This window comes from Gordonia sp. (in: high G+C Gram-positive bacteria) (assembly GCF_047600565.1).
GTDB lineage: Bacteria > Actinomycetota > Actinomycetes > Mycobacteriales > Mycobacteriaceae > Gordonia.
On sequence record NZ_JASGKN010000001.1, the window covers coordinates 2,650,411 to 2,663,234 of the forward strand.

The following is a 12,824-nucleotide window of genomic DNA, read 5'->3' on the forward strand; positions in this document are numbered from 1 at the left end:
CGAAACCCCGCCCTGTCGAAGTGTTGGTTTCGTGTCCGCCACGAACACGAAACCAACACTTGTCGGAGGTCTGATCAGCTTTCGCCGGCGAGACAGAACCGGCCGTCGTCGGTGACCTCGATCAGTCCGTCGGTCAACAGCGAATCGAGGGCGCGGGCGCGCTGGCCGTCGTCACGGGTCCACGCGATGTCCAGCGCCGCGCGGTCGACGGGACCCGCGGTGCCGCGCAGCACGTCGAGCAGTCGTCCGCGCGCCTGACGGTCGGTGCCCTCGTACTTCTGCGTCTTGCGGACGGGTGCGTCGGCGGTCGGTTTCCCGCGCGCCAGCCAGAGGCACGACGACGCGACCGGGCAGATGTCGCACTTCGGATTCCGGGCCGTGCAGACCAGGGCTCCCAGCTCCATGAGGGCGGCCGAATAGCGCGGCGCCGTCGGGCTGAACGATCCGTCGGGTTCGCGAGGCAGCAGGACGTCGGCGTCGGCGAGATCGGACTTGGCCGGGTTGCCGGGCTCGCGGCCGTGGACGGCCCGCGCGATCACCCGGCGCACATTCGTGTCGACCACCGGCACCGCTTGCCGATAGGCGAAGCAGGCCACCGCGCGGGCCGTGTAGTCGCCGATCCCGGGCAGTGACAGCAGCACGTCCACGTCGGAGGGCACCACGTCGTCGTGCTCGGCGGCGATCACGCCGGCACATTCGTGCAACCGCATCGCCCTCCGGGGATAGCCGAGCTTGCCCCAGGCGCGCACCACCTCGCCGGGCGACTCCGACGCCATCGCCGACGGCACCGGCCACCGCGACACCCAGGTGCGCCACGGCTCCAGCACCCGTGACACCGGGGTCTGCTGAAGCATGATCTCGCTGATCAGCACCTGCCAGCCGGAGATGCCGGGTTCACGCCACGGAAGATCGCGTTCGTGACGGTCGAACCATGCGAGGAGTTCCATGGGTGGGAGAGACGTGGAGGCGGGGCGTGCGACACTGCTAGGCATGAAGGATCTCACTCCCGCACAGGCATGGAAGGTCGTCAAAGAAGGCAACGAGCGCTTCGTCCGGGGTGAATCCATCCATCCCAGTCAGGGTATCGCCGACCGGGCCAAGCTCGTCGACGGCCAGACACCGCACGTCGTGCTGTTCGGTTGCGGTGACTCCCGAGTGGCCGCCGAGGTCATCTTCGATCAGGGGCTCGGCGACATGTTCGTGGTGCGCACTGCCGGCCACGTCATCGACTCGTCGGTGCTGGGATCGATCGAGTTCGGCGTCGAGGTGCTCAACGTGCCGCTGATCGTGGTCCTCGGTCACGACAACTGCGGTGCCGTCGCGGCCACGGTGAAGGCCCTCGACGACCTCGAACTGCCGCCCGGATACGTGCGCAGCATCGTCGAACGCGTCATGCCGAGCGTGATCGCCGGGCGCGGCGAGGGACTGACCCGCCTGGACGAGTTCGAAGCCAAGCATGTCAACGAGACCGGCAAACTGCTGGTGGAACGCAGCCGGATCATCGCCGACCGGGTGGCCGACGGCCGCCTCGCGATCCTCGGCCTCAACTATCACCTCGACGACGGCAAAGTCAGCATGTCCGGGCTCATCGGAGACGTCGGCGAATGACCTTTCCGCCTTCGTCGTAATCGAGATCTCACCGGCCAACTCGCGACACGCCGCTGCAGGTCAGCGGCCCCGCGCGTGTCCGGCGATACCGTGGCAGCGTGATCGAACCGACTGGACCGCTGCCCGACGAGGTGTACTGGCGCCGCCGCCTGCTCGCCGTCGCCGCCGGCATCGCGGTCGTCGCGTTGGTCGTCGGCCTGATCATCTGGGCCGGTTCCGGCAAGAAGGATTCGGGCACCCGCAACGTCGCCTCGACCGGTTCGGCGTCGCAGACCCCGACCGCACCGAGCACGTCGGCCGCTCCGACCACGCCTGTCGACGCGGCCGCCCCCGCCACCGGATCGACCCCGGCTCCCGCCGAATCGTCCGATCCGGCGGCGCCCGCCCCGGCCGATGCCTCGACGTCGGCCGCGCCGGCACCCGCGGAGAGCGACGGCACCCCGGCCTGCTCCGACCAGGCCCTGTCGGTGGTCGTCTACACCGACAAGCCGACCTACACGCAGGGCGACCAGCCGGAGTTCACCATCGTGACCACCAACGGCGGTCTGGCCCCCTGCTCGCGTGACGTGGGCAAGGCGGCGACCAACGTCGTCGTCCGCTCCCTCGACGGCACCCGCACCCTGTGGGCCGCCCAGGACTGCGCCCCCGACAAGACCGTCAACCACCAGGTCCTGGCTCCCGGCCAGCAGGTGACCGACAAGATCACGTGGTCCGGAGCCACCAGCAGCCCCGGCTGCAACAAGCCGCGCGTGGCCATCCCGGTCGGCGGCTACCAGGCCATCGCCATGAACGGTCAGCGCGAATCGGCCCCGATCACGTTCAACGTGGTCAAGCCCGCCGGGCAGTAAGCCGATCGCGTCGGCGCACCCTGAGTCAGGCGACGCGGCCTCAGCTCAGGTCGCGTACCCCGGATCAGGGTGCGAGGTCACACGGCGCTAGTCGAAGCGTTCGATGCTGGACTCGGCCAGGCGAGAGAGGCCCTCGCGGATGTGCCTCGCCCAGATGGAGCCGATTCCTTCCACCGACTGAAGGTCGGCAGCGCTGCAGGCGAGAAGCGCCTGGAGGGTGCCGAACTCGCGGACGAGGCGGTCGATGTGGCCGAACTGCAGACGTGAGATGCGGGCGAGCAGCCGGTAGCCGCGCGGACTCATCGGCAGATCCTGGGCTTCGATGGTGGTCGGATAGCCGAAGGCTCCGGCGACCAGGGTCAGGTCCAGCAGGTCGGCGTTCGACAGGTTCTCCAGGGTGTCCAGGATCTGACGGACTTCTTCGGTGCTCGCCGGCTCCGGGTTCGGCTGGTAGTCGCGGACCAGTAGTTCGCGCATGATGTCGTTGTCGCTGATCAGTTCTTCGAGCTGCAGCGACACCTGGCGGCCGTACGTACCGAGCTCCAGCACGTACTCTTCGATTTCGGCGCCGACCCGGCGGACCATCTCCATCCGCTGCGCGGTGCTCATCGCGTCGCGCAGCAGGACGTAGTCTTCGATCTCGGCGCGCGAGAGCTGGGCGCTGACCTCGTCGAGCCGGGTCTTGTAGCGCTGCAGGGTGGCGAGGGCGACGTTGGCGCGCGACAGCAGGGTGTCGGGGTTCTCGACCACGCGACGCTGGCCGTCGACGTACAGGCTGACGATCGACATCGACGCCGACACCGAGATCACCGGCAGGCCGGTCTGGATGGCAGTGCGTTCGGCGGCGCGATGACGGGTGCCGGATTCGGCGGTCGGGATGGTCGGGTCGGGGACCAGCTGCACGTTGGCGCGGACGATCCGTTCACCGTCGCCGGACAGAACCACGCCGCCGTCCATCTTGGACAGTTCGCGGAGCCGGGTCGGAGCGAACTCGACGTCCAGGTTGAATCCGCCGTCGCAGATCTTCTCGACGTCCTTGTCGTAGCCGAGAACGATCAGTGCGCCGGTGCCGCCGCGGAGGATCCGTTCCAGACCGTCACGCAGACCGGTGCCCGGCGCGACCTGCTGCAGCGTGGCGCGGAGCTGGTCGGAGATCGGCTCGGTCATCAGGGTCCTATGGCGAGTGGCTTATGTGAACTGGACTAGCGTAGCCCGATGTGAAACCGGTATTCGAGTTGCCCGCGAACCCCGATCCCATCGCACGCCATCCGAAGGCGCCCGAGCCGGGAGGCCACATCGGCCTGCATCACTCGCTCTGCTTCGGCTGCGGCGACGACGCGAACCCGGGCCTGCACATCAAGGTGCTGGCCGGTGAAGGCTTCACCGTGACCGCCGATCTGGAGATCGAGGCCTGGATGCAGGGCGGTCCGAATCTGTTGCACGGCGGCCTGCTGATGGCGGCGTTCGACGAGGTGATGGGTACCGCGCCGCTGATCATCGGGGCGCCCGTGGTGACCGCACATCTGGAGACGGACTTCGCCAAGCCGATCCCGGTCGGCTCCACCCTGCACTTCGACGGCGAGGTGGTCTGCAAGGAACGCCGCAAGGTCTTCACACGTGCCACCGCGCACATCGGCGACCCCGCGAACCCGGTCGCTGCCGCGCACGCGATCTTCATCGAGATCGATCCGGTCGCCCATTTCGGCAAATACAGCGACGCGTTCAGTTCGGGTTCCCCCTCGTCCAACCTCTGACGGAACATTTCGACCCGTTCGATCCGTCCGACTCGGTGAAATCCTCCCTGGGGAGGTCGGCACGCGTGGATATACTTCGCGAGTCGAAAATCCGCCCTAAACGGGGCACGACGGACTGGAGAAACAAATGTTGAAGAAGGTGACCGGGGGGGGAGCCCTTCTGATCGGTGCCGCCGCAGCGGTGTTCGCACTCAGTGGCTGTGAGGCACACGTCTCGGTGGGTGACGACACCCCGAAGGTGAGTCAGTCGACCCTGGAGGCCGGCCTGAAAGAGAAGATCACGGAGACCGCCGGGCGGTCTCCGGATCGCATCGCCTGCCCGGGTGAGCTCGAAGGCAAGATCGGCAACACCACCGAGTGTGCTCTCGAGTCGGGCGGCGCCTGGCTTCCGGTCGAGGTGAAGGTGACGGCCGTCGAAGGCAAGACCGTCGACTACGACCTGCAGGTCGGCAAGAACCAGATCCCGCAGCCGTCGTACGCCAACTGATCCATTCGTCTACGAACGCCGCGATCCCGCACGGGATCGCGGCGTTCACTCTTTCACTCGGCAGATCCGGTGCTCGCGTGCGTGTCACGGATGCGCGTCACCGAGGTCGCCGAATATCCCGTTGGCCGGCCAGCGAGTGGGAAATACTGCCTGAGTAGGACAAGGCCGGCTCAGTGGGTGGAGGACCGATGAAGGCTGTGAACCGAGGAATGATCCTGGCCGGATCGGCGGCGGCCGTGCTGGCGCTGGCCGGCTGCGGATCGAACGATTCCGGCGGTCCCGCGAGCGGTTCGGCAGCGCCGGCGACGTCGATCGCCAAGGATTCGCTCGCCGCCCAGGTGAAGGATCTCGCGGCCGCGACGGCCGGGGAGGAACCCGAACAGGTGGCGTGCGCCGGAGACATCGCCGTGCAGGTCGGTGCCTCCCAGGACTGCGCGGGCCGGGTCGGCGGCAACTGGCTGCCCATCACGGTCAAAGTCGACGACGTGATCGACGGCCAAGGCCAGCTCGGCATCGGCATCGGCCACCAGGCGATCGAACAACCCGCCTACGCGAACTGACTCCGCAGCGGAACATTCGCGGCCCCTCGGACCATCGAATCGCCGAGTCAGTGAAAGCCGGACACGATGAGGAGACCGACATGAAGTCCATCAAGAACATTGCCCGAGCCGCTCTGGTGACGGGCACGGTCGTCGCAGCACTGACGGTCGTCGGTCTGGAATTCCACGGCGGCGGCGGTCTGACTGTCGACAAGGCCGCCCTGGAGAAGACGTCCGCACAGCAACTCGCCCAGGACATCGCCCACCTACCGACCGTCAAGTGCGACGGCGGCCTCAAGGGTGAGGTCGGTGCAACCCAGAAATGCGAGGTCGGGGCGGGGGACGGAGTGTGGCTGCCGTACACCGCCACGGTGACGGCGGTCGAAGGCAGCAACGTGACCTTCCACATCAAGGAGGACGACCACCCGAGCTCGGTTCCGGGCGGATCGAACTGACATCGAGACGGAGACGACAGTGAAGACGAACCTTGCGCGCGGAACGATCCTGCTCGTGGCCTCGGCCGCAGTGCTCGCCCTCGCCTGCTGCGACGGCGGCGGATACGTGAACCGCCACGGCCATGACGACACCACAGTCAGCGCGCCTGGCGTCGAGACTTCGGCGCCGTCGGCGTCGGAGAACTCGACATCCGGATCGGCCGCGCCCGAGTCGGGTGCTTCGGGCACCGCGCCCCGCGTGGTCAAGAAAAGCCGGGTCGAGGAACAACTCAAGCCGAACGTTGAGCAGACGATAGGGAAGTCGGTGGATGAGCTGGCCTGCGACGGCGATCTCACCATGACACCCGGCAACACTGTCGACTGCGCCGCGTCCTACGACGGGGAATGGCATGAGGTGCAGGTGACCGTCAACCCCGAGGGCAGCGACCCGAACACCAAATTCGAGGTCGACGACGACACCATTCCGAAGCCGTCGTACGCGAACTGAGCTTCCTCGCCGACCTGTCGGGAAGGATGAGGTCAGTAGGGGATGGTGGCGTAGTCGGCCGGTGACCGGACGGCGTGAGCCGCGTCGACCAGATTCGAGACCTTGCTGACCCTGATTCCGGCCGGCATCTCCTCGTCGGTGCCCGCCGGGATCACCGCATGCGTGAAGCCGAGCCGCTTGGCCTCCGCCACTCGGCGGGCCGTCGACGTCACCCGCCGCACCTCGCCGGTCAGCCCGACCTCGCCGATCGCGACGGTGCCGTGCGGCAGCGGTTCCTTCTTGTACGCCGACCGCAATGCCAGGAAGAGCGCCAGATCGGCTGCCGGCTCGGTCACCCGCATGCCGCCGACCGTGGAGACGTAGACCTCCTTCTTGCCGGCCTGCACACCCCCGTGCGCCTGCGCGACCGCCAGCATCATCGCGACCCGCGCCGAGTCGAGGCCGGAGGCCGCCCGCCGCGGATTGGTCTGCTCGGTGTCGGTCATGAGCGCTTGGATCTCGCCGACCATCGCGCGCCGGCCGTCCATCACCACCAGGTTGACGGTGCCCTCGACGTCGCCGGTGTGCTCGTGCACGAAGATCCCCGACGGATCGGCGACCTCGTGGATGCCGTCCGACCGCTGCTCGAAGCAGCCGACCTCGTCGGATGCGCCGAACCGGTTCTTCACGCCGCGCACCAGACGCAGCGACGAATGCTTGTCGCCCTCGAACGCCAGCACCACGTCGACCAGATGTTCCAGTGAGCGCGGGCCGGCGACGTTGCCGTCCTTGGTGACGTGACCGACCAGCACGACCGCGATCCCGGAGTTCTTGGCCAGCGACACCAGTGCCGTGGTGACCGCACGGATCTGGGTGACGCCGCCGGACACCCCGTCGGTTCCGGTCGCCTGCACGGTCTGCACCGAGTCGACGATCAGCAGCGTCGGGTTCACCGCGTCGACGTGACCGAGGATCGTGGCCAGGTCCGTTTCGGCGGCCAGGTAGATGTTCTCGTGCACCGCATCGGTGCGTTCGGCGCGCAACCGCACCTGACCGGCCGACTCTTCGCCGGTCACATACAGCGCGGTCCGGCCCTGCTGCGCCCAGTGCTTGACGGTCTCCAGGAGCAGGGTCGACTTGCCGACGCCGGGCTCACCGGCCAGCAGGATCACCGATCCGGGCACCACGCCTCGGCCCAGCACCCGGTCGAACTCGGCGATTCCGGTCGGCAGAGCGCCGGCCGCGTTCGCGTCGACCTCGGTGATCCGTTGCGCCGGACTGCGCGGCGCCACCGCACCGGTGCCGGCCGACGCCGCCAGGGGAGCGGACTCCTCGATCGACCCCCACTCGCCGCACTCGGGGCAGCGGCCCACCCATTTGGGAACCTGGTTGCCGCACTGCGCGCACCGGAACACCGACTTCGACTTCGCCACCCGCTCAGCCTAGGCGCCGACTCAGACAGATCAGGCCCCGATCCACACGGGACCGGGGCCTGATCGAGTCGAGACGGGGTGCGGGTCAGTGACCGCCCTCTTCGCCAGCCGGAGCCAGATCGCGGACGGTGTCCGGACGGTCGGTCAGCGGAGTGCCGTCCACCGGGGTGTTGATGGTGATGTCGTCCTGGCCCACCTGGTTGCCCGCGAGGTCGTAGAACTCGAAGGTGAAGTTCAGCGGCACCGTCAGGCCGGCGCGAACCGAGTCACCGGTGCCGGTCAGTTCGAGATCGATCCGGTCGACGCCGTCCTTGGCGGCGGCCGACGGATCGACCAGCGTCGGCAGACCGGCGGTCAGCGCGCCGTTCGGGGCGATCGTCTGCACACCCGGCAGCGCGACGGTGCCCTGCACCGGGCGGATCGACACCAGCTTCACGGTGCGCTGCGGGCTGTTGTTGACGATGGTGAAACCGAGCTTGAACGGGCCGCCCTTGCCGAACACCTGATCGGCGTCGTCCTGGGGGAACTCGATCTGCAGATTGCGGACGTCGATCGAACCGGTCGGGACGGACTGGCCGCCCTCCTGGACCGGCGGCAGGGTCAGGGTCCCGTAGGCGCCGTTGACGGCCGGAGCCTGGTTGTTGGTCTGCGAGATCTTGCCCGCACCGCACGCGGTGGTGCCCAGGGCGATCGCGACGCCGAGCGCGCCGGCGGCGGTGGCCGATGCGATACGACGGGCGGTGGTCCGAGTGAACGCTGACACCTGATTCCTCCGAGGTAAGCCGCAGGTCGCGCGTGTTCTGCGCAACCTTTCACTACGCAGCGTAGTGGCCGGGTGCCGCACCTGTCTTACGGGGTGCCCAGATTGGCCGGAAAACCCGGTCCGGACCTGCGGCCCCTCCCCGTCGGGGGTGGATAAGCAGTGCGCTGACCTGCACCGTCAAGGTCACCCTCACTTGGCCCGTGTTAAACTGGCAACACTCGAAAGGGGCACGGAACATTGAATTTCAAAGTTGGCGACACCGTCGTCTACCCGCACCATGGGGCGGCTCGGGTGGAAGACATCGTGGTACGGACCATCAAGGGCGAAGAGGTCGAGTACCTGGTCCTGAAGGTGACCGACGGTGACATGACGGTGCAGATCCCCTCCAGCAAGCTCGACTACGTCGGTGTTCGCGACGTCGTCGGCGCCGAGGGACTGGACGAGGTCTTCCAGGTGCTGCGCGCGCCGCACACCGAAGAGCCGACCAACTGGGCCCGCCGATTCAAGGCCAACCAGGAGAAGCTGATCTCCGGCGACATCATCAAGGTCGCCGAGATCGTGCGCGACCTGTGGCGTCGTGAACAGGACCGCGGCCTGTCCGCCGGTGAGAAGCGCATGCTGACCCGCGCCCGTCGCGTCCTGGTCGACGAGCTGTCGCTCGCCCAGAACACCGATGACGAGAAGGCCGACACCATTCTCGGCGAGATCCTGGCTGCGGCGTCCTGACCCCTGATCTCCGGCCGGACTCCGGTCGCGTGGTCCTGCTCATCCCGGCCGCCGGGATGGGCACCAGGCTGGGGCTCGACGTGCCCAAAGCCTTCGTTCCGCTCGCGGGATCGACCCTGCTCGAACGCAGTGTGGTGGCCGCCTGGGATTCCGGCGTGATCGACCAGATCGTCGTGATCGTTCCCGACGACCAGGTGGACGCCACCGGTGCATTGCTGCCGTCGGTCACGGTGGTCGCCGGCGGTGCCGAGCGTTCGGACTCCGTCCGTGCGGGTCTCGCCGCGGCCGATCCGGCCGCCGACCTGATCCTCGTGCACGACGCCGCGCGCGCCCTCACCCCGCCGTCGTTGTTCGGCGACGTGGTGGCGGCACTGCGCTCCGGTGCCCCCGCCGTGGTGCCCGGTCTGCCCGTCGCCGACACCCTCAAACGCGTCGACGACGCCGGACTGGTGCGCGCCACCCCCGACCGCAGCGAACTCCGCGCCGTGCAGACGCCGCAGGGCTTCACCGCGGCACTGCTGCGTCGCGCACACGCCGGTGCCGGGGACGCCACCGACGACGCGGGTCTCGTCGAATCGCTCGGCGTCGACGTCCGGGTGGTTCCCGGCGACGAGATGGCCTTCAAGATCACCACCCCCTTCGACCTGACCGTCGCGCAGCGACTCTGCGCGGCAGGAGAGGCAGACATCTGATGCGTGTGGGAATCGGTACCGACGTCCACGTCATCGAGCCCGGCCGGCCGTGCTGGCTTCTCGGGCTCCTCTTCGAGGATGCGGACGGCTGCTCCGGGCACTCCGACGGCGACGTCGGCATCCATGTTCTCTGTGACGCGCTGCTGTCGGCGGCGGGACTCGGCGACATCGGTTCGGTGTTCGGCGTCGACCGCCCGGAATGGAAGAACGTGACCGGCGCCGTGATGCTGGTGCACGTGACGCAGCTGCTGGCCGCCGAGGGCTTCGCCCCGGTGAACGCCGCCGTGCAGGTGATCGGCAACCGCCCGAAGGTGGGTCCGCGCCGGGCGGAAGCCCAGAAGCTGCTGTCCGGGCTCCTCGGAGCACCCGTCTCGGTGTCCGGCACGACCACCGACGGATTGGGTCTCACCGGCCGCGGCGAAGGCATCGCCGCGGTGGCGACGGCGCTGGTGGAGACCAAGTAGGATCGTACGTCGTGACCCTTCGCCTGTACGACACCGCGGCCCGTGAGATCCGCGACTTCGTTCCGCTCCGCCCCGGCACCGCTTCGGTGTACCTGTGCGGCGCGACCGTGCAGGGTGTTCCGCACATCGGCCACGTCCGCAGCGGTATCGCCTTCGACGTTCTCCGCCGGTGGCTCGCCCACGGAGGGCTGGACGTCCTGTTCGTCCGCAACGTCACCGACATCGACGACAAGATCCTCACCAAGGCTGCCGACGCCGGCCGCCCGTGGTGGGAGTGGGCCGCCACCCATGAACGCGAGTTCACCGCCGCCTACGACGCCCTGGGTGTTCTGCCGCCGTCGGCCGAGCCGCACGCCACGGCCTTCGTCACCCAGATGACCGAATACATGCAGCGCCTCATCGACCGCGGTCACGCCTACGTGGCCGACGGCAACGTGTATTTCGATGTGCAGAGCCTGCCCGAGTACGGGAGCCTGTCCGGCCACAAGCTGGACGACGTGCACCAGGGCGAGAGCGCCGGCACCGGCAAGCGCGACCCCCGCGATTTCACGATGTGGAAGGCCGCCAAACCCGGTGAACCGTCGTGGCCCACCCCGTGGGGCCGCGGCCGTCCGGGCTGGCACCTGGAGTGCTCCGCGATGGCGACCTCGCTGCTGGGCGCCGAGTTCGACATCCACTGCGGCGGCATGGACCTGATCTTCCCGCACCACGAGAACGAGATCGCCCAGAGTCACGGCGCCGGCGACGGCTTCGCCCAGTACTGGCTGCACAACGGCTGGGTGACGATGAGCGGCGAGAAGATGAGCAAGTCGCTGGGCAACGTGGTGTCGATCCCCGAAATGCTCAAGAAGGTGCGGCCGGTGGAGCTGCGCTACTACCTCGGCAGCGCGCACTACCGGTCCATGCTCGAGTACTCGGAGGGCGCCCTGCACGAGGCGGCCGCCGGATACCGGCGCATCGAATCGTTCGTGCACCGGGTCGCCGACCGGGTCGGTGACGTGGCGGTCGGCGAGGTGTCCGGCGACTTCGCCGCCGCCCTCGACGACGACCTCGGGGTGCCCGCGGCCCTCGCCGTCGTGCATAACACCGTGCGTGAAGGAAACACCGCCCTGGAGGCCGGCGACGGCGCGAAGGCACAGGCACTGGCCGCAGGCGTGCGCGCCATGATGGGCATCCTCGGCACCGATCCGCTGGACGGGAGGTGGGCCGCCGACGGCGACGCCGACGACGCGGCCACCGCGGCCCTCGACGTGCTGATCGGTGCGGAACTCGAACGTCGTGCCGCCGCCCGGGCCGACAAGGACTGGTCGACCGCCGACGAGGTCCGCGACCGTCTGGCCGCGGCCGGCGTCGAGGTCACCGACACCCCCGACGGCGCCCAGTGGGCACTGAAGCAGAAGGACGCCTGATGGCCGGCAACTCCAAGCGCAAGGGCGCCATCCGTAAGGACGGCACCAAGAAGGGCCAGACCGTCGGGTCCGGCGGACAGCGGCGGCGCGGCCTGGAAGGCCGGGGCGCGACCCCCAAGGCCGAGGACCGCGTCTATCACGCGGCCCACAAACGGGCGAAGGCCGCAGCCAAGCAGCAGGCGAAGCGTCCGCAGCGGCGCAAGGAGGACGGCCCCGAGTACGTGGTCGGCCGCAACCCGGTCGTCGAATGCCTGCGTGCCGGCGTTCCGGCGACCGCGCTGTACGTGATGAGCACGATCGACGCCGACGACCGGGTGCGCGAAGCCGTGCACGTCGCCGGCGACAAGGGCATCGCGGTGCTCGAGGCCAGCAAGCCGGAACTCGACCGGCTCACCACGAACGGTCTGCATCAGGGTCTGGCACTGCAGGTGCCGGAGTACCGGTACGCGCACCCCGACGATCTGATCGCCGACGCCCTCGCCTCGCCGGAGCCGCCGCTGCTGGTGGCTCTGGACAACATCACCGATCCCCGCAACCTCGGCGCCGTCATCCGTTCGGTGGCCGCGTTCGGCGGTCAGGGTGTGCTGATCCCGCAGCGTCGCTCGGCCAGCGTCACCGCCGTCGCCTGGCGCACCAGCGCCGGCGCCGCCGCACGACTCCCCGTCGCACAGGCACCGAACCTGACCCGCACCCTGGTCGATTGGGCCAAGTCGGGTGCGCAGATCGTCGGGCTCGACGCCGACGGCGACGCCACCCTCGACGACTACGACGGCACCGGTCCCGTGGTGATCGTGGTCGGCTCGGAGGGCAAGGGCCTCTCACGGCTGGTGCGCGAGAACTGCGACACCATCCTGTCGATCCCGATGGCCGGCAAGGTGGAGAGCCTCAACGCCTCCGTCGCCGCCGGTGTGGTGCTGGCCGAGTTCGCGCGCCAGCGGCGCGTCGCCGGCCAGTAGCGCTTCGTTCGGAGTTCTGACCCGGCGCACACGCCGCGTTCGTGCGGTCCACGAATCGTCGGAATCCGCTTATGCCGCTAGTTGAGGTCAGTATTCGACTCAGAATCGCGGCATAAGCCGCCTGTAGGGTGCGGCCGTGGATCGACCGGCACCAGTGACCCGGTACGCGGCGGAATCTTCTGCACCTCATCGGACACGTCGTCGACGCGGCGGGGGCCAGACGA

16 protein-coding genes are annotated in these 12,824 nt (G+C 68.6%); 12 read left to right on the forward strand and 4 right to left on the reverse strand.

Going from position 1 to position 12,824, the window contains the following annotated elements:
* Window positions 1-74: 74 nt before the first annotated feature.
* Complete coding sequence (locus QM774_RS12865; RefSeq protein ID WP_414976247.1) at window positions 75-947, reverse strand: A/G-specific adenine glycosylase; 873 nt, start codon at window positions 945-947, stop codon at window positions 75-77.
* 43 nt (window positions 948-990) lie between these two features.
* On the opposite strand from QM774_RS12865, the gene QM774_RS12870 reads away from it, so the two are divergent.
* The gene (locus QM774_RS12870) at window positions 991-1,608 is read left to right on the forward strand and encodes a carbonic anhydrase (protein WP_414976248.1); all 618 of its coding nucleotides are present in this window, start codon (window positions 991-993) and stop codon (window positions 1,606-1,608) included.
* Between the two features lie 98 nt (window positions 1,609-1,706).
* Window positions 1,707-2,456 (forward strand): hypothetical protein, encoded by a 750-nt coding sequence (locus tag QM774_RS12875; protein ID WP_414976249.1) that lies wholly within the window; start codon window positions 1,707-1,709, stop codon window positions 2,454-2,456.
* An 87-nt stretch (window positions 2,457-2,543) separates the two neighbouring features.
* Here the strand turns inward: QM774_RS12875 and disA are convergent, their stop codons facing one another.
* On the reverse strand, window positions 2,544-3,623 hold the full coding sequence (gene disA / locus QM774_RS12880; RefSeq protein WP_414976250.1) for a DNA integrity scanning diadenylate cyclase DisA: 1,080 nt from the start codon (window positions 3,621-3,623) through the stop codon (window positions 2,544-2,546).
* 50 nt (window positions 3,624-3,673) lie between these two features.
* Here disA and QM774_RS12885 point away from each other — a divergent pair, with 50 nt between their 5' ends.
* The 5 genes from QM774_RS12885 (at window position 3,674) to QM774_RS12905 (ending at window position 6,178) form a co-directional block, all read left to right on the forward strand.
* Window positions 3,674-4,210: a PaaI family thioesterase gene (locus tag QM774_RS12885; RefSeq protein ID WP_414976251.1), complete on the forward strand. Its 537-nt coding sequence runs from the start codon at window positions 3,674-3,676 to the stop codon at window positions 4,208-4,210.
* A 139-nt stretch (window positions 4,211-4,349) separates the two neighbouring features.
* Entirely contained in the window at window positions 4,350-4,697 is a 348-nt protein-coding gene (locus QM774_RS12890; protein WP_414976252.1) for a DUF4333 domain-containing protein, read from the forward strand.
* A 188-nt stretch (window positions 4,698-4,885) separates the two neighbouring features.
* Window positions 4,886-5,257: a DUF4333 domain-containing protein gene (locus tag QM774_RS12895; RefSeq protein WP_414976253.1), complete on the forward strand. Its 372-nt coding sequence runs from the start codon at window positions 4,886-4,888 to the stop codon at window positions 5,255-5,257.
* Between the two features lie 80 nt (window positions 5,258-5,337).
* A complete protein-coding gene (locus QM774_RS12900; RefSeq protein WP_414976254.1) occupies window positions 5,338-5,691 on the forward strand; it encodes a DUF4333 domain-containing protein in 354 nt (117 codons plus the stop codon).
* A gap of 70 nt (window positions 5,692-5,761) precedes the next feature.
* Window positions 5,762-6,178, forward strand: a complete 417-nt coding sequence (locus tag QM774_RS12905) for a DUF4333 domain-containing protein (protein ID WP_414976255.1) — start codon at window positions 5,762-5,764, stop codon at window positions 6,176-6,178.
* 32 nt (window positions 6,179-6,210) lie between these two features.
* Here the strand turns inward: QM774_RS12905 and radA are convergent, their stop codons facing one another.
* Window positions 6,211-7,590, reverse strand: a complete 1,380-nt coding sequence (gene radA / locus QM774_RS12910) for a DNA repair protein RadA (RefSeq protein ID WP_414976256.1) — start codon at window positions 7,588-7,590, stop codon at window positions 6,211-6,213.
* Between the two features lie 85 nt (window positions 7,591-7,675).
* The gene (locus QM774_RS12915) at window positions 7,676-8,353 is read right to left on the reverse strand and encodes a copper-binding protein (protein WP_414976257.1); all 678 of its coding nucleotides are present in this window, start codon (window positions 8,351-8,353) and stop codon (window positions 7,676-7,678) included.
* Window positions 8,354-8,590: 237 nt separating this feature from the next.
* On the opposite strand from QM774_RS12915, the gene QM774_RS12920 reads away from it, so the two are divergent.
* The 5 genes from QM774_RS12920 to rlmB are packed head-to-tail and all read left to right on the forward strand — an operon-like array spanning window position 8,591 to window position 12,600.
* Window positions 8,591-9,079 carry a CarD family transcriptional regulator gene (locus tag QM774_RS12920; protein WP_414976258.1) on the forward strand — a complete coding sequence of 163 codons (489 nt, stop codon included), beginning with the start codon at window positions 8,591-8,593 and terminating at the stop codon, window positions 9,077-9,079.
* Between the two features lie 29 nt (window positions 9,080-9,108).
* Entirely contained in the window at window positions 9,109-9,771 is a 663-nt protein-coding gene (ispD, locus tag QM774_RS12925; protein ID WP_414976259.1) for a 2-C-methyl-D-erythritol 4-phosphate cytidylyltransferase, read from the forward strand.
* On the forward strand, window positions 9,771-10,235 hold the full coding sequence (ispF, locus tag QM774_RS12930) for a 2-C-methyl-D-erythritol 2,4-cyclodiphosphate synthase (protein WP_414976260.1): 465 nt from the start codon (window positions 9,771-9,773) through the stop codon (window positions 10,233-10,235). The genes ispD and ispF overlap by 1 nt, the downstream gene beginning before the upstream one ends.
* A gap of 11 nt (window positions 10,236-10,246) precedes the next feature.
* The gene (gene cysS / locus QM774_RS12935; protein ID WP_414976261.1) at window positions 10,247-11,644 is read left to right on the forward strand and encodes a cysteine--tRNA ligase; all 1,398 of its coding nucleotides are present in this window, start codon (window positions 10,247-10,249) and stop codon (window positions 11,642-11,644) included.
* Window positions 11,644-12,600 carry a 23S rRNA (guanosine(2251)-2'-O)-methyltransferase RlmB gene (rlmB, locus tag QM774_RS12940; RefSeq protein WP_414976262.1) on the forward strand — a complete coding sequence of 319 codons (957 nt, stop codon included), beginning with the start codon at window positions 11,644-11,646 and terminating at the stop codon, window positions 12,598-12,600. Before cysS ends, rlmB begins: the two co-directional genes overlap by 1 nt.
* Window positions 12,601-12,824: the final 224 nt, after the last annotated feature.